At 71.5% G+C, this 22597-nt stretch carries 14 protein-coding genes; 5 read left to right on the plus strand and 9 right to left on the minus strand.

The features are described 5' to 3' along the window. The first annotated feature begins 112 nt into the window (after positions 1-112). Complete coding sequence (locus tag LNW73_RS20275) at positions 113-853, plus strand: response regulator (RefSeq protein ID WP_138358878.1); 741 nt, start codon at positions 113-115, stop codon at positions 851-853. 88 nt (positions 854-941) lie between these two features. Here the strand turns inward: LNW73_RS20275 and LNW73_RS20280 are convergent, their stop codons facing one another. Together LNW73_RS20280 and LNW73_RS20285 are read right to left on the minus strand one after the other, a co-directional pair. Further along, positions 942-2138, minus strand: a complete 1197-nt coding sequence (locus tag LNW73_RS20280) for a winged helix-turn-helix domain-containing protein (RefSeq protein WP_250990875.1) — start codon at positions 2136-2138, stop codon at positions 942-944. A gap of 158 nt (positions 2139-2296) precedes the next feature. Next, a complete protein-coding gene (locus tag LNW73_RS20285) occupies positions 2297-2887 on the minus strand; it encodes a GNAT family N-acetyltransferase (RefSeq protein WP_250990876.1) in 591 nt (196 codons plus the stop codon). A 197-nt stretch (positions 2888-3084) separates the two neighbouring features. Here LNW73_RS20285 and secA point away from each other — a divergent pair, with 197 nt between their 5' ends. Next, positions 3085-5862 carry a preprotein translocase subunit SecA gene (secA, locus tag LNW73_RS20290; protein ID WP_250976127.1) on the plus strand — a complete coding sequence of 926 codons (2778 nt, stop codon included), beginning with the start codon at positions 3085-3087 and terminating at the stop codon, positions 5860-5862. Between the two features lie 107 nt (positions 5863-5969). Here secA and LNW73_RS20295 read toward each other — a convergent pair whose 3' ends face one another. Next, positions 5970-6434 carry an Rv3235 family protein gene (locus LNW73_RS20295; protein ID WP_250990877.1) on the minus strand — a complete coding sequence of 155 codons (465 nt, stop codon included), beginning with the start codon at positions 6432-6434 and terminating at the stop codon, positions 5970-5972. 210 nt (positions 6435-6644) lie between these two features. Between LNW73_RS20295 and LNW73_RS20300 the strand changes: the two genes are divergently transcribed. The 3 genes from LNW73_RS20300 to LNW73_RS20310 all read left to right on the plus strand — a co-directional run bounded on the left by LNW73_RS20300 (position 6645) and on the right by LNW73_RS20310 (position 13132). Beyond that, the gene (locus tag LNW73_RS20300; protein ID WP_250990878.1) at positions 6645-7151 is read left to right on the plus strand and encodes a DUF6912 family protein; all 507 of its coding nucleotides are present in this window, start codon (positions 6645-6647) and stop codon (positions 7149-7151) included. A 40-nt stretch (positions 7152-7191) separates the two neighbouring features. Next, positions 7192-7848 (plus strand): HAD family hydrolase, encoded by a 657-nt coding sequence (locus LNW73_RS20305; protein WP_250976124.1) that lies wholly within the window; start codon positions 7192-7194, stop codon positions 7846-7848. Between the two features lie 340 nt (positions 7849-8188). Continuing rightward, the gene (locus tag LNW73_RS20310; RefSeq protein ID WP_250976123.1) at positions 8189-13132 is read left to right on the plus strand and encodes an NAD-glutamate dehydrogenase; all 4944 of its coding nucleotides are present in this window, start codon (positions 8189-8191) and stop codon (positions 13130-13132) included. A 98-nt stretch (positions 13133-13230) separates the two neighbouring features. Here the strand turns inward: LNW73_RS20310 and LNW73_RS20315 are convergent, their stop codons facing one another. The 6 genes from LNW73_RS20315 to LNW73_RS20340 form a co-directional block, all read right to left on the minus strand. After that, the gene (locus tag LNW73_RS20315) at positions 13231-14544 is read right to left on the minus strand and encodes a serine/threonine-protein kinase (RefSeq protein WP_250990879.1); all 1314 of its coding nucleotides are present in this window, start codon (positions 14542-14544) and stop codon (positions 13231-13233) included. A 177-nt stretch (positions 14545-14721) separates the two neighbouring features. Further along, positions 14722-15339: a class I SAM-dependent methyltransferase gene (locus tag LNW73_RS20320; protein WP_250990880.1), complete on the minus strand. Its 618-nt coding sequence runs from the start codon at positions 15337-15339 to the stop codon at positions 14722-14724. A gap of 185 nt (positions 15340-15524) precedes the next feature. Continuing rightward, positions 15525-17084 carry a CDP-glycerol glycerophosphotransferase family protein gene (locus LNW73_RS20325; RefSeq protein WP_250990881.1) on the minus strand — a complete coding sequence of 520 codons (1560 nt, stop codon included), beginning with the start codon at positions 17082-17084 and terminating at the stop codon, positions 15525-15527. Positions 17085-17239: 155 nt separating this feature from the next. After that, on the minus strand, positions 17240-19096 hold the full coding sequence (locus LNW73_RS20330; protein ID WP_250990882.1) for a glycosyltransferase family 2 protein: 1857 nt from the start codon (positions 19094-19096) through the stop codon (positions 17240-17242). 173 nt (positions 19097-19269) lie between these two features. Continuing rightward, positions 19270-20193 carry a class I SAM-dependent methyltransferase gene (locus tag LNW73_RS20335; RefSeq protein ID WP_250976119.1) on the minus strand — a complete coding sequence of 308 codons (924 nt, stop codon included), beginning with the start codon at positions 20191-20193 and terminating at the stop codon, positions 19270-19272. A gap of 11 nt (positions 20194-20204) precedes the next feature. Then, positions 20205-22478: a bifunctional glycosyltransferase/CDP-glycerol:glycerophosphate glycerophosphotransferase gene (locus LNW73_RS20340; protein ID WP_250990883.1), complete on the minus strand. Its 2274-nt coding sequence runs from the start codon at positions 22476-22478 to the stop codon at positions 20205-20207. Between the last annotated feature and the right edge of the window lie 119 nt (positions 22479-22597).

Below are 22597 nucleotides of genomic sequence, written 5' to 3' on the forward strand. Positions count from 1 at the left end.
TGGATGGCGTCGCCCCCGGGGGCTTTCCCGGGGGCGACGCCGCGCCCCGGACAGGCCCCAATCATGAAAGCATGGGTCAAGCTGCCAACTCTGGCCTGAGGGGGAGGATCTGATGCCGGACAGCTTCGAGCCCGCAGACATCAGCGACGAGGGGCACGCCCCTGCGCGAGACCACCTGGAGGCGCCCCGTAAGGAGCCCATCCGGGTACTGGTCGTCGACGACCACGCCCTGTTCCGGCGGGGGCTGGAGATCGTCCTCGCGCAGGAGGAGGACATCCAGGTCATCGGCGAGGCGGGGGACGGCGCCGAGGCGGTGGAGAAGGCCGCCGACCTGCTGCCGGACATCGTGCTGATGGACGTCCGGATGCCCAGGCGCGGCGGTATCGAGGCCTGCACCTCGATCAAGGAGGTCGCCCCCAGCGCCAAGATCATCATGTTGACGATAAGCGATGAAGAGGCCGACCTCTACGAAGCGATCAAGGCCGGCGCGACGGGATATCTGCTCAAGGAGATCTCCACGGACGAGGTCGCCACCGCCATCCGCGCGGTCGCCGACGGCCAGTCGCAGATCAGTCCTTCGATGGCGTCCAAGCTCCTCACCGAGTTCAAGTCGATGATCCAGCGGACCGACGAGCGGCGGCTGGTGCCCGCGCCGCGGCTCACCGACCGGGAGCTGGAAGTGCTCAAGCTCGTGGCGACCGGTCTGAACAACCGTGACATCGCCAAGCAGTTGTTCATCAGCGAGAACACCGTGAAGAACCACGTGCGCAACATCCTGGAGAAGCTGCAGTTGCACTCCAGGATGGAGGCCGTGGTCTACGCGATGCGCGAGAAGATCCTCGAAATCCGCTAGTCGAAGTCCGGTAGCGGAAGTCGGTAGCGGAAGCCGGTAGCCGGCAGGAGACGGCGCCGGCGCCGGGCCGGGGGTGACGGGCGCCGGGTCAGCGGCGGTCGTGGGTCCGGTTCAGGGCGTCCGCCAGGGGCTCCCGCAGCGTTTCCGGCAGCACCCGTTCCACCCGCGCCTCCACGCAGCCGACCCAGCCCGCCGCCTCGGCGATCGCCTCGGCCGCAGGCTGCACAGCCTTCGGGCCGTCGAGCGTCACCTGCCGGGCCACGAGGGTGCTGCCCTCGCGCGCCGGGTCCACCCGGCCCACCAGATTCCCGCCCGCCAGCAGCGGCATCGCGAAATAGCCGTGGACGCGCTTCGGCTTGGGGACGTACGCCTCCAGCCGGTGGGTGAAACCGAAGATCCGCTCGGTGCGCGGCCGGTCCCAGATCAGGGAGTCGAACGGGGACAGCAGGGTCGTACGGTGCCGGCCGCGCTTCGCGGCGGACTCGGCGTCCAGCACCAGCGGGTCGGCCCAGGCCGGCTTGCCCCAGCCCTCGACCTCCACCGGCACCAGCCCGGAGCCCTCGATCACCGCCATCACCTGTTCGCCCTTGAGCCGGTGGTAGTCCGCGAGGTCGGCGCGGGTGGCCACGCCCATCGCCGCCCCGGCCTGCGCCACGAGCCGCCGCATGCACTCCGCGTCATCGATGTCGTCGTGCAGCAGGGCGTCCGGGATGGCGCGCTCCGCCAGGTCGTAGACGCGCTTCCAGCCGCGCCGCTCGGTGCAGACCACCTGGCCGGTGTCGAGCAGCCACTCCACCGCGATCTTCGTCTCCGACCAGTCCCACCAGGGGCCGCCGTTCTTGGCGCCGCCCAGTTCGGTGGACGTGAGCGGCCCGTCGGCCTTGAGCCGGTCCAGCACGGCGCCGCACGAGCGGTCCGCGTCCTCCAGCACGTGCCAGCGGTGGCCGCGGTCCCGCCGGGCACGGCGCCGGAAGGCGAAGTGCGGCCATTCCTCGATGGGCAGGATGCAGGCGGCGTGCGACCAGTACTCGAAGGCGTGCGACTCGGTCCAGTACGCCTTCTCGATGGCGTCCCGGCCCACGGCGCCCAGCCGTGCGTACGGAATGAGCTCGTGCGACCGTGCCAGGACGGAGATCGTGTCGAGCTGGACCGCTCCCAGCCGGCGCAGCACACCGCGGACCCCGGCGCGCCGGTCCGGGACGCCCAGCAGGCCCTGCGCGCGCAGGGCGATCCGGCGGGCATCGTCCGCGGACAGGGTGGCTACGGGGCGGGGCAGCGGTGTCATGCCGGAGAGCCTAGAACGCGCCACTGACAATGCCCCGGGGCCACCGGCGACCCGCCCGCCCCCGGCCCGTGCGCCACGCCCCGAGCTCTCGCACCGCCCGCGACCCCTGCGCGGACCGCCCGCGGACCCGCGCGCCACCCGCCCGCCGCCGAGGAGCCCTACGCGCCCGGGAAGGGCAGGTAAGGCGTCGCCAGCGGAAGCCCCAGGTCCGAGGGGAGCAGCGAACCGGTCCAGCAGTCCCGCCGGGTGCCGTTGTGGACGATCTTGGCCCGCATGGTGCCCTCCATGACGAAGCCGATCCTGCGGGCGACCGCGCGCGACCCCTCGTTGCCCGCGTCCGCGAACCACTCCATCCGCTGCACGCCGAGGTCGGCGAACGCCCACCGGCACACCGCGAGGCCGGCCTCCGCGGTGTACCCGCGGCCGCGCTGCTCCTTGACCGCCCAGTAGCCGAGCTCGGCCTGGTGGTCGGGCGCGCCCAGCTTGCCGAGCCGCACCAGTCCGATGGAGCCGACCAGCGTCCCGCCGTCCCTGGTGAAGGCACCGAAGTTGTAGAGGATGTCGTCGGCCCACCCCTGGGCGCTCACCGGACCGGTGAAATCCGCCGCGTCCTGACGCGTGTACGGCGACGGGACGCTGGTCCAGCGCGGGATCTCGGGGTCCTGGCAGGCCTGGTACACCGCGTCGGCGTCGGCCGGCTCCAGCGTGCGCAGGACCAGGCGTTCGGTGGTGAGGGTGATCGGCTCCATGAGCGGAGTATCGCCGACCGCCGGGCCGGTTGAAAAAGCGATTTGTATCACTACGCGGGGTGACGGCGGACCGGTGTGCTGACGGACCTCCCGGCCCGCAGGTGTCCTCGCTTACGATGGCCGTTGCGGCGGAGTGCATCCCGCTGTGCCCAGCGCGAGATTACGTGCCAGGCCCGACCGGCAAGGAGCCAGCCTACGTGTCCGTCTTCAACAAGCTCATGCGTGCAGGCGAAGGCAAGATCCTGCGCAAGCTGCACCGCATCGCGGACCAGGTCAATTCCATTGAAGAGGACTTCGTCAATCTGACGGACGCCGAGCTTCGGGCCCTGACCGACGAGTACAAGGAGCGGTTCGAGGGCGGCGAGACCCTCGACGACCTGCTTCCCGAGGCGTTCGCCACGGTCCGCGAGGCCGCCAAGCGCGTGCTCGGCCAGCGTCACTACGACGTCCAGATGATGGGCGGCGCCGCTCTCCACCTCGGCTTCGTCGCAGAGATGCGCACCGGTGAGGGCAAGACCCTGGTCGGCACCCTGCCCGCGTACCTGAACGCGATCTCCGGCAAGGGCGTCCACCTCATCACCGTCAACGACTACCTCGCCGAGCGTGACTCGGAGTGGATGGGCCGGGTGCACAAATTCCTCGGCCTCGAGGTCGGCTGCATCCTGGCGAACATGTCGCCCGCGCAGCGCCGCGAGATGTACAACTGCGACATCACGTACGGCACCAACAACGAGTTCGGCTTCGACTACCTGCGCGACAACATGGCGTGGTCGAAGGACGAGCTGGTGCAGCGCGGCCACAACTTCGCGATCGTCGACGAGGTCGACTCGATCCTCGTGGACGAGGCCCGTACCCCGCTGATCATCTCCGGCCCCGCCGACCAGGCGACCAAGTGGTACGCCGACTTCGCGCGCCTGGTGAAGCGGCTGAACAAGGGCGAGGCCGGCAGCATCGGCGTCGAGGAGACCGGCGACTACGAGGTCGACGAGAAGAAGCGCACGGTCGCCATCCACGAGAGCGGCGTCGCCAAGGTCGAGGACTGGCTCGGCATCGACAACCTCTACGAGTCGGTGAACACCCCGCTCGTCGGTTACCTGAACAACGCGATCAAGGCCAAGGAGCTCTACAAGAACGACAAGGACTACGTCGTCATGGACGGCGAAGTCATGATCGTCGACGAGCACACCGGCCGTATCCTCGCGGGCCGCCGCTACAACGAGGGCATGCACCAGGCGATCGAGGCGAAGGAAGAGGTGGACATCAAGGACGAGAACCAGACCCTCGCCACGATCACCCTGCAGAACTTCTTCCGCCTCTACGACAAGCTCTCCGGCATGACCGGTACGGCCATGACCGAGGCCGCCGAGTTCCACCAGATCTACAAGCTCGGCGTCGTCCCGATCCCGACCAACCGCGACCTCGCGCGGCTGGACCGGGCGGACCTGATCTACCGCACCGAAGAGGCGAAGTTCGCGGCGGTCGTCGAGGACATCGCCGAGAAGCACGAGAAGGGCCAGCCGGTCCTGGTCGGCACCGTCTCGGTCGCGAAGTCCGAGTACCTGTCGGCGCAGCTGTCCAAGCGCGGCGTCCCGCACGAGGTGCTGAACGCCAAGCAGCACGACCGGGAGGCGTCCATCGTCGCCCAGGCCGGCCGCAAGGGCGCGGTCACCGTCGCCACGAACATGGCCGGCCGTGGCACCGACATCAAGCTCGGCGGCAACCCCGAGGACCTCGCCGAGGCCGAGCTGCGCCAGCGCGGCCTGGACCCGGTCGAGCACGTCGAGGAGTGGGCCGCGGACCTGCCGGCGGCGCTGGAGCGCGCCGAGGCGGCCGTGAAGGCCGAGTTCGAAGAGGTCAAGGAGCTCGGCGGCCTGTATGTGCTGGGCACCGAGCGCCACGAGTCCCGCCGGATCGACAACCAGCTGCGCGGCCGCTCCGGCCGTCAGGGCGACCCGGGCGAGTCCCGCTTCTACCTCTCCCTCGGTGACGACCTGATGCGCCTGTTCAAGGCGCAGATGGTCGAGCGCGTGATGTCGATGGCCAATGTGCCGGACGACGTCCCGATCGAGAACAAGATGGTGACGCGCGCGATCGCGTCCGCCCAGTCGCAGGTCGAGCAGCAGAACTTCGAGATCCGCAAGAACGTACTGAAGTACGACGAGGTGCTCAACCGGCAGCGCGAGGTCATCTACGGCGAGCGCCGCCGCGTCCTGGAGGGCGAGGACCTGCACGAGCAGGTGCGGCACTTCATGGACGACACGATCGAGGCGTACATCGAGGCCGAGACGAAGGACGGCTTCGCCGAGGACTGGGACCTGGACCGGCTGTGGAACGCCTTCGGGCAGCTCTACCCGATCAAGATCACCGTCGAGGACCTGGAGGACGCGGCCGGCGACCGGGCCGGCATCACCGCCGAGTTCATCGCCGAGACCGTCAAGGACGACATCACCGAGCAGTACGAGGAGCGCGAGGAGCAGCTCTCCGGTGACGTCATGCGCGAGCTGGAGCGGCGCGTGGTCCTGTCGGTGCTGGACCGCAAGTGGCGCGAGCACCTCTACGAGATGGACTACCTCCAGGAGGGCATCGGGCTGCGCGCCATGGCGCAGCGCGACCCGCTGGTCGAGTACCAGCGCGAGGGCTTCGACATGTTCACCGCCATGATGGAGGGCATCAAGGAGGAGTCCGTCGGCTACCTGTTCAACCTGGACGTCCAGGTCGAGCAGCAGGTCGAGGAGGTCCCGGTCGAGGACGCGGCGCCGTCGCTCGTCAAGGACGCCCGTCCGGAGATCCGTGCCAAGGGCCTGGAGGCCCCGAAGCGGGCGGACCGGCTGCACTTCTCCGCTCCTTCGGTGGACGGCGAGGGCGGTGTCGTCGAGGGCGACTTCGAGAGCGAGGGCGCCGGTTCCGACGGGGACGGCCAGACCCGCGCGGAGCGCCGCAAGGCCGCCAAGGGCGGAAAGCGCCGCAAGAAGTAGCGCGGGCGCACCGCACGGAGCAGCAACCGAAGCACCGGCCGGGGCCGGACTCCCATCGCGTGGGTCCGGCCCCGGCCGCGTTCCCACGAGGCCGCCGGGGCGGCGGGTCAGCGGGCCTCGACCGCGGTGCAGCGCCAGACGCCCCCGCCCGCCACGTCGGCCGCCCCGCCCGCCGGGCCGCGCTCCAGCCGGAAGGCGATGGCGCGGAAGGCGTCGTGGGCCAGGGAGACCACGGCCGTCACCTCCAGGGCGCCGTCGTGCTGCCGTGCGACCTGGCAGCTGTGGACGTAGGGTGCCTCCCCGCGGGCCCGGCGCTGCCAGTCGGCGCGGGAGGTCACCAGCTCCCAGAGCCGGTCGTAGGCGGGGCCGCGGACCCGGCCGGCGAGGCAGCTGATGGGCTGCCGCCCGGTGAGGACGGTGAGCAGCCGGCCGGCGAACCACAGGTGTGGCGGAACGGCGGCCGGCCGCCCCGCCCGGACCGGCGGCCGCCGGTGGTCGTGCCGGTTGGGCGGTCCGGAGCGGCGGGCGCGGGCCGGTCCCGGACGGGCGGACGCGGGTGAGGTGACGGCCATGCTGATACCCCCGTGGTGCGGTGCCGGCGGGATCCGCCGGATTCGGCCGGAATGTGGCCGGGCGTACCCGGACCACCGGTTTCTACCGTTCGGTAACCCGGTTGTACGCGGCACCCGTGGGCGGGGACAACGCGGTCCGCCGGCGTGGGGCGCGGGCGGCCGTTTCACCTATCCGCGTGGTCGAGCCGTTACGCACGTATGCTGACGGCCATGCGCGTCTACATCCCCACGACCCTGTCCGGCCTGGCCGAGGCCCACAAGGCGGGCGAACTGGGCCCCGCACCGCTGGACGCCTACGCGGTCACCCCCAGCCTTCGCGAGTGGTACGTCTCGGACGACATCGAGGAGCTGGAGTACGCGGCGCTGACCCGGGCCGCCCAGGCGTCGCTCCGGCAGCTCGCCGTGAACCCCGGCGCCCCGCGCCGCCGCATCGTGCTCGCGGTGGACGTGCCGGATGCGGCCGTCGCCTTCGACCCGGACCGCGGGCTGGACGCCGCCGCCCTCGGCGAGGTCCGGCTGGCCGCAGTGGTGTCCATGACCGACGCCGCCGCCGTACACCTGGACGCCACCGACGCGGAGCCGGACGTGACCGCGGCGGCGCTGGCGCTGGGCGCCGCGGACGCGGGCGACGACGACGCCCAGTTCACCGTCGACGGCGCGGAGGACCACGAGCTGCTCTGGTTCGCGACGCAGGAGATCCCCAACCTGATCGGCTGAGGCCGCCGGGCTGTCGTACCCGCCGGGTAACGTCGGGGGCGTGAACGCTCATCTGGTGTGGGACTGGAACGGGACCCTTTTCCACGACATCGACGCGGTGCTGGAGGCCACGAACGCCTCCTTCGCCGAGCTCGGCCTGTCCCCGATCACCCTGGACCGCTACCGCGAGCTGTACTGCGTACCGGTGCCGAAGTTCTACGAGCGGCTGATCGGCCGGCTGCCCACGGACGCGGAGTGGGTGGTGATGGACGAGGCGTTCCACCGGCACTACTGGGAGCGGGCGGGGAACTGCGGTCTCGCCGAGGGCGCGGCCGAGCTGCTGGCGGCCCAGCAGCACGCGGGGCTGACGCAGTCGCTCTGTTCGCTCGCCCCGCACGACCTGCTGATACCGATCGTGCGCACCCACGGCATCGAGCGGCACTTCGTCCGGATGGACGGGGCGACCGGGCCGTCCGGCGGCGGCAAGGCCGAGCAGATGGTCCGCCACCTCGCCGCCCTGGAGGGCGTCGCGCCCGACCGGGTCGTCGTCATCGGCGATGCGGTGGACGACGCGCTGGCGGCGGCTCACGCGGGCGCCCACGCCGTTCTGTACACCGGGGGATCGCACAGCCGGGCCAGCCTGGCGGCTGCCGGGGTGCCGGTGGTGGATTCGCTCGCGGAGGCGGTCGAGGCCGCCCGGCGGCTCACCGCGGGGTGACCGGTCCTGACGACCGGGCCTCGACGACGAGGCCTGATCGGCCGGGCCCGGGATGCCGGGAGCTGACCGGATCGGACACCCGGCTGTTTGCGTGCTGTCCATTTGGTCCAAGAATCCGGCCAGGTTTTGTACAGAGGCGTCCCCTGACAGCCCCCCGGGCCGGAGCGATAGCCTTACTGCGTGATCAGCGTTGATCCATGCAGGCGGGTCCGATCCGTGAACAACGGCACGGCGACCCTGTATCCCGGCATAGCGTCGTCCCGTAGCGGTCAACCCGCGCCCCGGGACGCCGCGCCATCACCCGACGTCACGCAACGGCGCGCGACAGGAGTCAGAGGACATGCAGACCAAGCTGGACGAAGCCAAGGCCGAGCTGCTCGCAAGGGCGGCCCGGGTAGCTGAGAACAGCCCGGCAGGGGGACACCCCGGCCAGGGCCTCGACGCAGAGGCGCTGACCGCGTTCCTCCAGCGCTACTACCTGCACAGTGCACCGGAGGACCTGCTCGACCGCGATCCGGTCGACGTGTTCGGCGCGGCACTGTCCCACTACCGGCTCGCAGAGGTACGCCCGCAGGGCACCGCGAATGTCCGGGTCCACACCCCGACGGTCGAAGAGAACGGCTGGGCCTGCAGCCACACCGTCGTCGAGGTCGTCACCGATGACATGCCCTTCCTCGTCGACTCGGTCACCAACGCCCTGTCGCAGGCCGACCGGGCGATCCACGTGGTGGTCCACCCGCAGATCGTGGTGCGCCGCGACGTAACGGGCAAGCTGCTGGAGATCATCGGCAACGGCTGCTCGCTGCACGACAACGGCGGCGACCCCGACAACCTCCCGCACGACGCGCTCACCGAGTCCTGGATCCACGTCGAGATCGACCGCGAGACCGACCGCGGCGATCTCAAGGAGATCACCGCGGAGCTGCGCGGTGCGCTGTCCGACGTCCGTGAGTCCGTCGAGGACTGGACGAAGATGCGCGAGGCCACGCTCCGGATCGCCGAGGAGCTCGCCGCGACGCCGCCGCCGCTGCCCGAGCAGGAGGTCGGCGAGGCCTGGGAGCTGATGAAGTGGCTCGCCGACGACCACTTCACCTTCCTCGGCTACCGCGAGTACGAGCTGACCACCGACGCGGGCCCGGACGGCAGCGGCGAGGACGTCCTGTCGGCGATCGCCGGCACCGGCCTGGGCATCCTGCGCTCCGACCCCCAGCACGGGGACGACGGCACGCACCCCGGCTCCCCGTCGTTCAACCGGCTGCCGGTCGACGCACGGGCCAAGGCCCGTGAGCACAAGCTGCTGATCCTCACCAAGGCCAACAGCCGCTCCACCGTCCACCGGCCCTCCTACCTCGACTACGTCGGGGTGAAGAAGTTCGACGCCGAGGGCAACGTCATCGGCGAGCGGCGCTTCCTGGGCCTGTTCTCCTCGGCCGCGTACACCGAGTCGGTGCGGCGCGTCCCGGTGATCCGCCGCAAGGTGGAGGAGGTGCTGGAGGGCGCCGGCTTCACCCCGGACAGCCACGACGGCCGCGACCTGCTCCAGATCCTGGAGACCTACCCGCGCGACGAGCTGTTCCAGACGCCGGCCGACGAGCTGCGCTCCATCGTCACCAGCGTGCTGTACCTCCAGGAGCGCCGCCGGCTGCGGCTGTTCCTGCGGCAGGACGAGTACGGCCGCTACTACTCCGCGCTGGTCTACCTGCCGCGCGACCGCTACACCACGGCGGTGCGGCTGCGGCTCACCAACATCCTCCAGGACGAGCTGAACGGCCACAGCGTCGACTTCACCGCCTGGAACACCGAATCGGTGCTCTCCCGGCTGCACTTCGTCGTGCGCGTGGCGCCCGGCACGGCCCTCAACGACCTCACCGAGGCCGAGATCGACCGGATCGAGGCCCGGCTCGTCGAGGCGGCCCGCTCCTGGGCCGACGGCTTCGCCGAGGCGCTCACCGCCGAATGCGGCGAGGAGCGGGCCGCCGAGCTGACCCGCAGCTACGCCCAGGCCTTCCCCGACGGCTACCGGGCCGACTTCACCCCCCGCTCGGCCGTCGCGGACCTGCAGCACATCGAACAGCTCAAGCCCGAGGGCGACTTCACCCTCAGTCTGTACGAGCCGGTCGGCGCGGCGCCCGGGGAGCGCCGCTTCAAGATCTACCGCACGGGTGCGCCCGTCTCGCTCTCCGCCGTTCTGCCGGTGCTGCAGAAGCTCGGCGTCGAGGTCGTGGACGAGCGCCCCTACGAGCTGCGCCGCACCGACCACACCCGCGCCTGGGTGTACGACTTCGGCCTGCGGCTCGACCCCTCCCTCGGCGATCTCGGCGATGACGCCCGCGAGCGCTTCCAGGAGACGTTCGCCGCCACCTGGACCGACGAGGCGGAGAACGACGGCTTCAACTCCCTGGTGCTGCGCGCCGGCCTCAACTGGCGCCAGGCCATGGTGCTGCGCGCCTACGCCAAGTACATGCGGCAGGCCGGCTCCACCTTCAGCCAGGACTACATGGAGGACACCCTCCGCAACAACGTCCACACCACCCGGCTGCTGGTGAACCTCTTCCAGGCCCGGATGTCCCCTGACCACCAGCGGGCCGGCAAGGAACTGACCGACGGGCTCCTGGAGGAGCTCGACGGCGCGCTCGACCAGGTCGCCTCGCTGGACGAGGACCGCATCCTGCGGTCCTTCCTCACCCTCATCAAGGCGACGCTGCGCACCAACTACTTCCAGCGCCGTGATGACGGGCAGCCGCACAGCTACCTGTCGATGAAGTTCGACCCGCAGGAGATCCCGGACCTGCCCGCACCGCGCCCGGCGTTCGAGATCTGGGTGTACTCACCGCGGGTCGAGGGCGTCCACCTGCGCTTCGGCAAGGTCGCCCGCGGCGGGCTGCGCTGGTCCGACCGGCGCGAGGACTTCCGTACCGAGGTGCTGGGCCTGGTCAAGGCGCAGATGGTGAAGAACACCGTGATCGTGCCGGTCGGCGCCAAGGGCGGCTTCGTCGGCAAGCGGCTGCCCGACCCGGCGGTGGACCGTGACGCGTGGCTGGCCGAGGGCATCGCCTCGTACAAGACCTTCATCTCCGGCCTGCTCGACATCACCGACAACCTGGTGGGCGGCGAGGTCGTCCCGCCGAACGGCGTGGTGCGGCACGACGAGGACGACACGTACCTGGTCGTCGCGGCGGACAAGGGCACCGCGTCCTTCTCCGACATCGCCAACGAGGTCGCCGTCAGCTACGGCTTCTGGCTGGGTGACGCGTTCGCCTCCGGCGGCTCGGTCGGCTACGACCACAAGAAGATGGGCATCACGGCCAAGGGCGCCTGGGAGTCCGTCAAGCGGCACTTCCGCGAGATGGGCCACAACACGCAGTCCGAGGACTTCACGGTCGTCGGCGTCGGCGACATGTCGGGCGACGTGTTCGGCAACGGGATGCTGCTCAGCGAGCACATCCAGCTGATCGCCGCCTTCGACCACCGGCACATCTTCCTGGACCCGACCCCGGACGCGGCGGTCTCCTACGCCGAGCGACGCCGGATGTTCGAGCTGCCGCGCTCCTCCTGGGCGGACTACGACAGCTCGCTGATCTCGGCGGGCGGCGGCATCCACCCCCGCAGCGCCAAGGCCATCCCGATCACCGCCCAGGTCCGCAAGGCGCTCGGCATCGACGGGAACGTCGCCAAGCTGACGCCCGCCGAACTGATGAAGGCGATCCTGCAGGCCCCCGTGGACCTGCTCTGGAACGGCGGCATCGGCACCTACGTCAAGGCCTCGACCGAATCGCACACCGACGTCGGTGACAAGGCCAACGACGCGATCCGCGTCGACGGCGTGGACCTGCGGGCGAAGGTCGTCGGCGAGGGCGGCAACCTGGGGCTGACGCAGCTCGGCCGTATCGAGTTCGCCCTCAACGGCGGCCGGATCAACACCGACGCGATCGACAACAGCGCCGGCGTGGACGCCTCGGACCACGAGGTCAACATCAAGATCCTGCTCAACAGCGTGGTCGCGGAGGGCGATCTGACCGTCAAGCAGCGCAACACGCTGCTCGCCGCGATGACCGACGAGGTCGGCAGCCTGGTGCTGCGCAACAACTACGCGCAGAACGTCGCGCTCGGCAACGGCATGGCGCAGGCCTCCAGCCTGCTCCACGCCCACCAGCGCTTCATGCGCAAGCTGGTGCGCGACGGCCGGCTCGACCGGGCGCTGGAGTTCCTCCCCACCGACCGGCAGATCCGCGAGCGGCTCGCCAACGGGCAGGGGCTGAGCCAGCCCGAGCTGTCCGTGCTGATGGCGTACACGAAGATCACCGTCGCGGAGGAGCTGATCCACACCGACCTCCCGGAGGATCCGTACCTGCGCACGCTGCTGCACGACTACTTCCCCAAGCCGCTGCGCGAGCGGTTCGAGACGCAGATCGAGAACCACGCGCTGCACCGTGAGATCGTCACGACGATGCTGGTCAACGACACCGTCAACACCGGTGGCACGACCTTCCTGCACCGTTTCCGCGAGGAGATCGGCGCGACCGGCGAGGAGATCGTCAGGGCGCACACCGCGGCCCGCGCGATCTTCGGACTCTCCGCGATCTGGGACGACGTCGAGGCGCTCGACAACGTCGTGGACGCCGATGTGCTGACCCGGATCCGGCTGCACTCGCGCCGCCTCGTCGAGCGCGCCACCCGCTGGCTGCTCAACAACCGGCCGCAGCCGCTGGAGATCGCCGGCACCATCGAGTTCTTCCGCGACGGGGTGGCCACCGTCTGGTCCCAGCTGCCGAAGCTGACGCGCGGCGCCGACCTGGAGTGGTACCAGAGCATCCATGACGAGCTGACCGGCGCGGGTGTCCCGGAGGAACTGGCCACCCGGGTCGCGGGCTTCTCCTCCGCCTTCCCGGCCCTCGACATCGTCGATGTCGCGGACCGCACCGGCAAGGACCCGCTCGAGGTCGCCGAGGTCTACTACGACCTCGCCGACCGGCTCCAGATCACCAAGCTGCTGGACCGCATCATCGAACTGCCGCGGGCCGACCGCTGGCAGTCGATGGCCCGTGCGGCCATCCGCGAGGACCTCTTCGCGGCGCACGCCTCGCTCACCGCCGACGTGCTGTCCGCGGGGAACGGCACCTCCAACCCGGAGCAGCGCTTCCAGGCGTGGGAGGAGCAGAACGCGGCGCTCATCGGCCGCGCCAGGACCACCCTCGAGGAGATCCAGGGCTCGGAGGAGTTCGACCTCGCGAACCTGTCGGTCGCGATGCGGACGTTCCGTACGCTGCTGCGCGCCCGCCGCTGAGGCGGGGGCCGGACAGGCCCCTCGCCGACGCAGGACCGTGAACGCCGGCCGGACCCCGTACACCGGGGCCCGGCCGGCGTTCCTGCGTCCGGGGCGCGTCAGCCGGGTGTTCCCGGCACGCTTGAGCTCGGTGTCGGCCCCCGGGGTGATACCGGCGTTCCGCAGCACCGCGAGGTGCCGGGCGCCGGTGCAGGGGTGGCCGGTGGCGGGTGGTCGCCGTCGCCGTTCCGTACGAAGGCGAACGTCAGGGTGACCGCGAGGAGCAGGGCGACGACGCTGCCGGCGATCGCGAGCAGCGTCTGCTGGCGGTACTTGCCGCCCACCGGCGGGATGTCGGGTGTGGCGGTCCCCCAGTTGGACCAGGTGGAGACGACCGGGCCGAAGAGGTTGCCGGCGGCCGGCTCGGCGGACGGGTCCGCTGCCGGGCCGCCGAATGTCATGGATTCCGGCTCGGGCGGCCGCTGGGCGGCGGCCGCGCGCCGGGCGATCTCCGCCGTCAGCGGTTCGGGCAGCCAGTCGGTGACGTCGCGCAGCGGCCGTCCGGCGGCCCGCTCGCACAGCCCGGCCAGTTCGGCGGGCTCGGGCCGGTCGGCGGGATCGGCGGCCAGACAGCGCTCCAGCACCGGCCGCAACAGGTCCGGGTAGCCGGACAGGTCCGGCGGGCGAAGGGCGGTGTTGGCGATCCGGGTGGCGAGGCTGATGGGGCCGCCGGGACCGCCGTCGCCGTACGGATGGCGGCCGGTCGCCGCCACCGCGGCGAGCAGGCCGAGCGAGAAGACGTCGGTCGCGGGGGTGAGGGCGTCCCCGTTGGCGTGCTCGGGCGACATGTACTGCGGGGTCGTGATGAGGCCGCGGCCACGCGTCAGGCGGCTGGATTCGGCGGCCCGGGCTATGCCGAAATCGGCCAGCCAGGGACCGTCGTCGCTCAGCAGGACGTTGCCCGGCTGGAGATCGCGGTGGACGATCCCGCCGGCGTGCACCGCACGCAGCCCCTCGGCCACACAGCCGGTCAGCTGCAGGGCGGCGGGCAGCGGCAGCGGCCCGAAGGCGGTGAGCGCGTCGTCGAGGGAGAGGCCGGGTATGTAGGCGGTGGCCAGCCAGGGCCGGTCCCCGGCGGAGTCATGGCCGACGATCGGGACGACGTGGTAGCCCCGTACGTCCCGTGCGGCCCGCACGTCCCGCTGGAAACGCCGGCGGAACTCCTTGTCCCGCGCGTACTCCCCGCGGATCACCTTCAGGGCCGCGGGCTGCCCGCCCGGGGTGTGCGACAGGTAGACGGTGCCCAGGCCGCCCTCGCCGATCCTGGCGAGCAGCCGGTACCCGGCGATCTCGCGGGGGTCCTCCGGACGCAGCGCGCCGAGAGAGCCGGGCGCGTCGCCGCTGTCGCTGTCGTTGCTGGCGATGTCCGGCACCCCCGATTGGCGATCGAGGGACGATGCTATCGGTCCGAACTCCTGTGCATGGCACGGGAATCCGGCCAGGAAACGGCTGCTTGACGGCCGCTTTCCGTCCGGTGGGAACGATCGCGCCCCCGCCCTCCCGGCGGACCGGGTGGGCGGGGGCGCGGCTGGTTCGCGGGGTGCGGCCGGTCAGGCCGCCGGAGCCGAGGAGACCAGGACGAACTCGTTGTAGGGGAAGACCTTCCCGGCGGCGCGGGGGAACGGGAAGGAGTACGTGCGCTGCGTGGTCAGACCCGCGTCGGCGGCGTAGGCCCGCAGTTCCTCGAAGCCGATGAAGCGCACATGCGTGGCGTCCGTGCGGTAGCCGGCCTCCTGCGGGGTGATCAGGACCACCGAGCCGCCGGGCTTCACATACGGCAGGTACTGGGCGAGCAGACCGGACGCGACGTCCTCGTCCAGGTGCTCCAGCACGTGCGCGCACAGCAGGCTGTCGAACGAACCGGGACCGCAGTCCGCTGCCTCGGCCAGCTCCTCCGGGGTGTACGCGGTCAGACCGCGCTCACGGGCGGTCGCCACCGACGTCGGGTTGTGGTCCACGCCCACGCTGTCCGGACCGCAGTTCTGCAGGTTGCGGCCCAGTCCGCAGCCGATGTCGAGCACCCGGCCCAGCTTCAGGCGGCGCAGGTTCCAGCGGTACGGGGCCTGCGTGGGAAGCAGCCGCTTGATGCCGGCCTTTTCCAGGGTCGCCAGACGCTCGGTGTAGTTGGCGTCTGCGGTGCTCTTACGGTCCTGCGAGGTGTCGGACATCAGCCGGAGTAGCTTTCTCTGGGATGAACGGGAAGAACGCTGGGTGACAAGAGGACGTCTCGGCCCGGAGACCGGCGATGGGCGGCCTTGTCCGAGCCGACCTGGACGGGAGGCACTCTCCGTGAACGCTAGCAGCGCGGAGAACGCAAACACCAGGGCCGACCGGCACGGTGGCCGACGGGCCCTCAGCTGTGATCGGAAAGCAGCAGGTCAGCGACTCGGGAGGCGGCCGAGCCGTCATCCAGGGGGCAGAAGGCGGTGCGGAAGCGGGCGTAGCTCTCCGCACTCCGCAGGGTGACGGAGTCCAGATCGCGCAGCGCGCCGATCAGATCGTCGGTGCTGCGCAGCAGCGGGCCGGGCGCCTGGGCCTCGAAATCGAGGTAGAAACCGCGCACGGTGTCCCGGTAGTGGTCCAGGTCCGGGGTGAGGAACAGCATGGGGCGCCCGGTGTTCGCGAAGTCGGTCATCACGGACGAGTAGTCGGTGACGAGCACGTCCGCGATCAGCAGCAGCTCCGCGAGATCCGGGTAACCGGACACGTCATGGGCGAAGCCGCCGCCGTTGACCGGCACCCGGTCCGCGACCAGTGGATGGGCGCGCACCAGGAGCACGTGGTCGGCGGCGAGCGCCGACTCGGCGGCGGCGAGGTCCAGGGCCAGGTCCAGCCGGTAGTGCCGGTCGTCGTACGCCCGGTCGTCGCGCTGGGTGGGGGCGTACAGGACGACCCGCTTGCCCGCCGGGAGGCAGAGCCGGGTGCGGACCTCCTCGGCGAGCTTGTCCCGGTCGTCGGCGAAGAGCAGATCGGTGCGCGGCAGCCCGGTCTCGACGACCTCACCGTCGTAACCGAGCGCCTGGCGCAGCAGCGGGGTGCTGTACGGGTTCGGGGAGAGCAGCACGTCCCACTGGTGGCCGCGCCGGGGCTGCGGCCACAGGTGGGCGAGGTCGGCGCACAGGGTGCCGGCCAGGTCCTGGCCGATCCGCTTGACGGGGGTGCCGTGCCAGGTCTGGACGACCCGCTGCCCCTCGCGCCGCTCGAACCAGGCGGGCAGATGGGTGTTGGTGACGAGGTGCCGGCTGCGGGCGAGCGCCTCGTGCCACGCCGCGCTGCCGTGGGTGACGGCGCGCGCCGTGGGCGGCAGCTGCACACGGGCGTCGCCGACCACCCACAGGTGGTCCAGGGCGGCGCCGCGGCGCACCAGCTCCTCGTGCACGGCACGCGGCGAGTCCGAGTACTGGCGCCCGTCGAAGCTGCTGTACAGCACGGTGTCGCGCAGCGTACGGGCGCGGGCCTGCGGATAGTGCCGCTCGCGCAGCAGCCGCCCGCGGTACGGGCCGCGGTCCTCCGGCGCCACGGCGGGACCGGCGTCCAGGAACAGCTGGTCGTGGCAGCGGCGGTCCAGCGTGAGGGCCCGGTCCGCGTCCGGCTGCCGCGTCGGGACCGGGAGCGGTAGCGGAAGGGACGGGAACGCGCAGGGAGCCACGTGGACGGGGGTCTCGCAGGTGACGTCGGCGCCGTCCGCGCTGCCGGTGCGCAGGTGGAGGTACCAGTGGCCCTCGGTCGGCGCGGCCTCCGCGGGCCGGACGGTCACGCTGAAGCGGTCCCCGTCCGAGGTGACCGGGAAGGCGGCTTCCGCCCGGTGCGTGCCGTGCCGCAGCACCAGCTCGGCTCCCGCGGGGGTCATGGCCGGCAGCTCGCCCTCGATGAGCAGCGAACCGTCCGCCCGCAGCCCCACCTGGTCGGCCACCGCCCGGAGCGTACGGTCCCGCAGCTCCAGGTCACCCGCGGCGGTGACGCCGAGGACCAGCTCACGGCGGAGCCCGCCGAGCAGCGGGTCGGTGCCGAGCGCGTACCGGCCGGGCGACAGCGACGGGCCGACGGCGATCCGGGTCGACCCGTCGGTCAGGGTGAAGGCGACGTCCCAGGTCGCGCTCGCCCCGGGGAGGCGCCCGGCGGGCCGTCGGTCCTGGCGCCGCTGCCGTCGGCGGGGGTCGGGGCGGGGGCGGTGGCGCGGGCGGTCGCCAGGTCCGCGAGGGAGAACCGGCTGGTGACGACGCTTCCGGGCCTTCCTGCGGTGCCGGCCGGGCGGCAGACGGCGGGGTATTCGAAGAACGTTCCGGAGGCGCGGTGGGTCAGCAGCAGGGTGCGCGGCTGCTCCCTGCCGCTGTTGACGGCGAGCACTTCGACGGTGTCGTCGTCCAGTGCGTGATGTCCGGTCAGCCGGACGTCGACCGGTTCGACCGACAGCCGCAGCCGGCCGTCCTCGAAGCAGGGGACGAGGCGCAGCCCGTCGCCCAGCGGATGCGGCACCGGTGAGGCGCCCGAGCCGGTGTCCCCAGCGTGCACCTCGGTGGTCCTGACGACGCCGGAGGTCGCCACGGTGACGCCCAGCCGCCACCGGCCCGCGGTCCACCGGCCGCCGCGCCGCAGCCGCTTGGGGTCGACGGTGATCTCGAAGCCGGACCAGTCGTAGCAGTGCTGCTCCTGCCGCGAGGCGTCCGTGGCCTCCGGGACCGGCACGGTACGCAGCGGTACCAGGAGTTTGCGGCGGCCCGACGTCAGGACCGCGGTCTTCAGCGACCTGCGCTTCGCGGAGACGTCGAGGTTCTGGATGTACGCATAGCCCCTGAGCACGAGCTTGCCGTCCTGCCAGCGCGTTTCCAGGAGGCGGGACCGTACGGAGAGGTCGGCCGCGGACAGCGCGGCCACGTCGTGCGGCAGCCGGATCGTGCCACCGGCGCCCGCGCCGTCGGGGATCTCGGCGCGCCTGCGGAGCGGGGGGCCCGCGACGGTGAAGCCGGCGTGGTTGCGCTCCTCGTGCGCCAGCACGGCGAGCAGGTCGTCGAGCCGGCCCTCGCGGATGAGGTGGCAGGTGATCCGCGGTCCTACCGGGAGTTCGCCCAGGAGGGCGGGGTCGACGCGGGTGAGGAAGTCGCGGGCGCGGTCCATGAAGACGTCGCGGTACTCGGGGCCGGCCATCGGCAGCGCGGCGGCGCGGTCCAGCAAGTCACCGGAGAGGACGGAACGGTCGTACTCCAGCTTGCCCGCCTCCCGCTGGTGCGTCGATGCCGACTTCTCCGCAAGGAAACGGCTGACGCCGTCGACGGCCGCGAAGTGGTCCCGCAGGTCCTGGACGTCGGTGCGGCGACGGGTCGCCGGGCCGGGGCCTGGGCGGTCGCGCACCCGCTCGGGCAGGACGTCGACGGCTTCGGCGAGGAAGTGCGCGGGGATCGTGACCGCGCCGTCCTCGTGGCGGACGTCTTCGGGGAACGTGAGGGCGTGGCGGTCCCAGAAGGCGCGGCGGAACACCTTGTTGGTCGCCGAACGGTCCGCGAGGAGGGTGAGGTCCCGGGTGATGTGGGTGGTGCCCGTGCCGGTGGCTCGGAAGGCGGTCGCGAGGTCCGCGCCCGAGCGGTCCAGCCGGGTCACCAGCTTCTCGTACGTGCGGGGCGGGAGGGTGTCGTCCCCGTCGAGGAAGGTCAGGTACGTGGTGCGGGGATCCGCCTGTCCTGCTCCCGTGTTGCGGGCGTGACCGAGGCCCCGCGGGTCCGGCCGCGCGGTGCGTACCAGCCGGAAGCGCCGGTCGTTCTCGGCGAACCGCCGCGCGATCTCCGGGGCGCGGTCCGCGTCCCCGTCCACCACGTCGACCATCACCACATCGAGTGCGTCCAGCGTCTGTTCCGCGACCGACCGGAGGCATGCCTCCAGGTGCTGCTCGACGTGGTGGACGGGGACGACGACGGTCAGTCGGGGCGTCATACGGCGGCTGGGGCCTTTCCGGGCGGGGTGCGGGTGCCGGGGACGGGCTCTCCGAGCCCGTCCCCTCCCGTCGCCGGGCCTGCTCGACCCGGCGTGGCGATCTGGTCGACATAGAGTAGCCGCTCAGTCGCCCAACGTAGTCGCCCGGAAAGTGGTGTTGCCCCGCCCGGTCGTCAGCCGCGGCGGCTCACCACCGCCTTCGTGATGAACGGCGGCAGCACGTTCACCGCGAAGCGCCGCAGCGGGGAGCGGCGGCGCTTCGCGGGCGCGGGCGCCGCGGGTGCCGGTGCCGGGATCGCCACCGGGGCGGCCTCGGCCGGGATGGTGCCCTGGTGGCGGGAGGCGGGCTGGGCGGGGAGGGCGGCCTTCCGTCCGTTGATCCGGATGAGCTGTTCGCCGGCGACGGTCTGCACCTCGTGCCAGAGGTCCTCGCGGGTCTCCAGCCAGGTCAGCAGCTCGGCGCGCACGGCCGCCGGGTCGCCCCAGGTGCCGTAGAGCTTCCGCTCGGTGATGCAGATGACGTGCAGCCCGCCGGTGGTCACGGCCTGCCAGGCCGCGGCGGCGACGCCGGGGCAGTGCTCGGCGCGGAAGTCGTCGAGGACGACCACGCCGTGCGCCTTCAGCAGGTCCCGGGCGTCGGTGATGTCCGCGTGGACGTGCTCGTAGAGGTGCGAGGCGTCGATGTGGACGAACCGGCAGCTGTCGGCGGTGACATGGTCGGGCACCACCGAGGACAGGCCCTGGACGACCGTCGGCAGCTCCTCGTGGAAGGAGAGGTAGTTCGCCTCGAACGCCCGCCGGGTGAGGGTGGAGTACGACCTGGCCATCTCGGCGCTGTTGTCGCTGTCCTCGGCGGGCGCGTCGAACAGGTCGCAGACCGTGAAGCGCTCTCCCTCGCGGCGGTAGGAGCCCGTGAAGATGGCGCTCTTGCCCATGTACACCCCCACTTCCAGCAGGTCGCCCGGCTCGGTGCGCTCCTGCTGCCGGCTGAGGAGCCAGTCGAAGAGCAGCTGGTCGGCCGGGAAGAACCAGCCCTTCACCTCGGCCAGTTCGGTGGGGGTGGGGAGCTGCTCGGTGGGCTTGGTGGGGGCTTCCATGGGTGTTCCGTTCAGCTGGGCGCGAGTGAGGCGGAGAGGGATCCGGTGTGCGGGCGGCTGGACAGCGCGCGCACATGGCCGGGGGCGGGCGCCGGGCGGCGGTCCTGGAGCGGGATCACCGACGGGAGGGTGTCGCCGCGGTTCTCCAGGAACAGCCGGCGGACGACGCGTTCCGCGGCGTATCCGTCGTCGTACGGGCAGAACCGTTCGCGGAACGCGGCGCGCAGCTGGGCCGAGCGGGGCCCGCGCCAGGCGTCGGTCGCGAGGATGTCGATCAACTCGTCCTCGCTGCGCGCGAGGAGGCCGGGCGGGTGCGCGGTGATGTCGAAGTAGGCTCCGCGCGAGGCACGGTAGACCTCCCAGTCCTCGGCATGGATGACGATGGGCCGGTCGAGATTGGCGTAGTCGAACATCAGCGACGAATAGTCGGTGAGCAGCACGTCCGAGGCCAGGCACAGCTGCTCGACGGACGGGTGCCGGGACACATCGAGGAAGACCGGCTGTCCGGCAGCGTGCTGGGCGCCGGTGTCGTAGAGGTGATGTGTGCGCATCAGGACCGTGAATCCGGGGCCAAGTTCGCGGGCGATCCGCTCCACATCGAGATCGGCGTGGAAACCGGCGCGGTAGTCGCGGTGGGTGGGTGCGTAGAGCACCGCCGTGGAGTCGCGCGGAATGCCCAGGTCGGCGCGGATGCGGAGCACGTCGTCGGTGGTGGCCCGCTGGTAGACGTCGTTGCGGGGCTGGCCGTACTCCAGGGTGGTGAAGCCGGAGGGGTAGGCGCGTTCCCAGGTGAGGCTGGAGTGCCGGCTGGACGACAGGTTGTAGTCCCAGAGGTCCGCCTGGGCGAGGACGTGTTCGCAGTCCGTCGACTTCGCGGCGGCCGGGAAGTCCCGCAGGTCCAGGCCCATGTGCTTGAGCGGGGTGCCGTGGTGCGTCTGGAGGGTGAGCTGGCCGGCGCGCTTGGTGTAGCGGGGGTGCAGGTCGTCGTTGGTGACCAGGTACTTGGCCCGGGCCATCGCCGTCCAGTACGCGGCCGAGCCCGGCTGCAGCCGGCGTACGCCCGGCGGCAGGGTGTGGGCGTGCTCGGGGGTGGTGACCCAGGCGGTGCGGATGTGCGGCGCCAGCTCGCGCAGCCGGGTCTCGATCGCGGCCGGGTTGCAGACGTAGCCGCGGTTCCCGTACGCGGCGAAGACCGTCAGGTCCTGGTCGAGGGCGCGGCGGCGCTGGAGGCGGTAGTGCAGCCGCAGCGCCGCCTCGCGGATCCGGCCGTACCGGGCGGCGACCCGGGCCTGGGCCCGCAGCCGCGTCCGGTGGACGCCGCCGAGCGCCTGGAAGGCGCGGCGGGCCCCGAGGCGCACCAGGAGGTAGCGCAGTCCGGCCTGGCCGAAGGGGGTGGGGGCGCGGAAGGCCCGCGGGCGGTGCCGTCGGTAGTAGGCGCGGCACCGTTTGAAGTAGTCGGCGCGCGAGGAACGCGGCAGCCGGTCGGGGGAGTTGTAGACGGTGGTGAGGTGGTCGAGCATCCGGCGGAAGAGGGCGGGCCGCCAGTGCTCCAGCCGGGGATGGCTGTCGAGGAAGGCGAAGACCCGGTCGTACTGCTTGAAGATGTCGAAGTGCCGGCGGCTGGTGGTGCCGAGGAGGGTGCCGCGGCGGCGCTGCCGGTAGCGGACGCACACCTGGTCCAGGACGGCGACGGTGCCGGCGGCCAGCAGCGCCGGGTACGTCCACGCGGTGGCCTCGTAGTAGCCGGGCGGGAAGGTGAGGTCCACCCGCTCGGTGAACTCCCGGCGGTAGGCCTTGTTCCAGACGACGGTGAGGAGCTGGAGCAGTTCCGGGCGGTCGCCGAGGGTGAACGTCTCCGGTCCGGTCTGGCTCAGGTGCCCGGCGAGGCCGTTGCGCCGGGCTTCGCCGTTCCAGTAGGTGCGCTCGTAGTCGAAGACGAGGATGTCGGGGCCGCCGGTCTCCTTGAGGCGGTCGGTGATCGCCAGCAGGGAGCCGGGGGCGAGGCTGTCGTCGCCGTCGAGGAAGAGCAGGTAGTCGCCGGTGGCGCGGATCAGCCCGGCGTTGCGGGCGTGGCCGGGGCCGACGTTCTCGGGGAGGTGGATGGCGGTGATCCGGCGGTCGCGGCCGGCGAACTCGTCGATGATGTCGCCGCTGCCGTCCGGTGAGCCGTCGTTCACCACGATCAGCTCGAAGTCGGTGAAGGACTGGGTCGTTACGGATTCCAGGCAGGCGTGCAGATAGGCCTGAACCTTGTAGGCGGGAACGATGACGCTGAACCGGGGCAAGGGACATCCAGGTGTTGACGCGGGCGCTGTGGACGGGCGCCCGCGTACACACGAGGATTGCTCGGTTATCGGATGAACAATGACGTACGCGGCCTGTGCCCGTTATATGGGGCGCAACG

The sequence above is a fragment of the Streptomyces sp. RKAG337 genome (genome assembly GCF_023701715.1).
Classification (GTDB): Bacteria; Actinomycetota; Actinomycetes; order Streptomycetales; family Streptomycetaceae; genus Actinacidiphila.

Excerpts from the sequence above, each read along its gene's own strand:
- LNW73_RS20275 (WP_138358878.1), top strand. The coding sequence starts at position 113 with ATGCCGGACAGCTTCGAGCCCGCAGACATCAGCGACGAGGGGCACGCC.
- LNW73_RS20280 (WP_250990875.1), bottom strand. The coding sequence starts at position 2,138 with ATGACACCGCTGCCCCGCCCCGTAGCCACCCTGTCCGCGGACGATGCC.
- LNW73_RS20285 (WP_250990876.1), bottom strand. The coding sequence starts at position 2,887 with ATGGAGCCGATCACCCTCACCACCGAACGCCTGGTCCTGCGCACGCTG.
- LNW73_RS20295 (WP_250990877.1), bottom strand. The coding sequence starts at position 6,434 with ATGGCCGTCACCTCACCCGCGTCCGCCCGTCCGGGACCGGCCCGCGCC.
- LNW73_RS20300 (WP_250990878.1), top strand. The coding sequence starts at position 6,645 with ATGCGCGTCTACATCCCCACGACCCTGTCCGGCCTGGCCGAGGCCCAC.
- LNW73_RS20310 (WP_250976123.1), top strand. The coding sequence starts at position 8,189 with ATGCAGACCAAGCTGGACGAAGCCAAGGCCGAGCTGCTCGCAAGGGCG.
- LNW73_RS20320 (WP_250990880.1), bottom strand. The coding sequence starts at position 15,339 with ATGTCCGACACCTCGCAGGACCGTAAGAGCACCGCAGACGCCAACTAC.
- LNW73_RS20330 (WP_250990882.1), bottom strand. The coding sequence starts at position 19,096 with ATGACGCCCCGACTGACCGTCGTCGTCCCCGTCCACCACGTCGAGCAG.
- LNW73_RS20335 (WP_250976119.1), bottom strand. The coding sequence starts at position 20,193 with ATGGAAGCCCCCACCAAGCCCACCGAGCAGCTCCCCACCCCCACCGAA.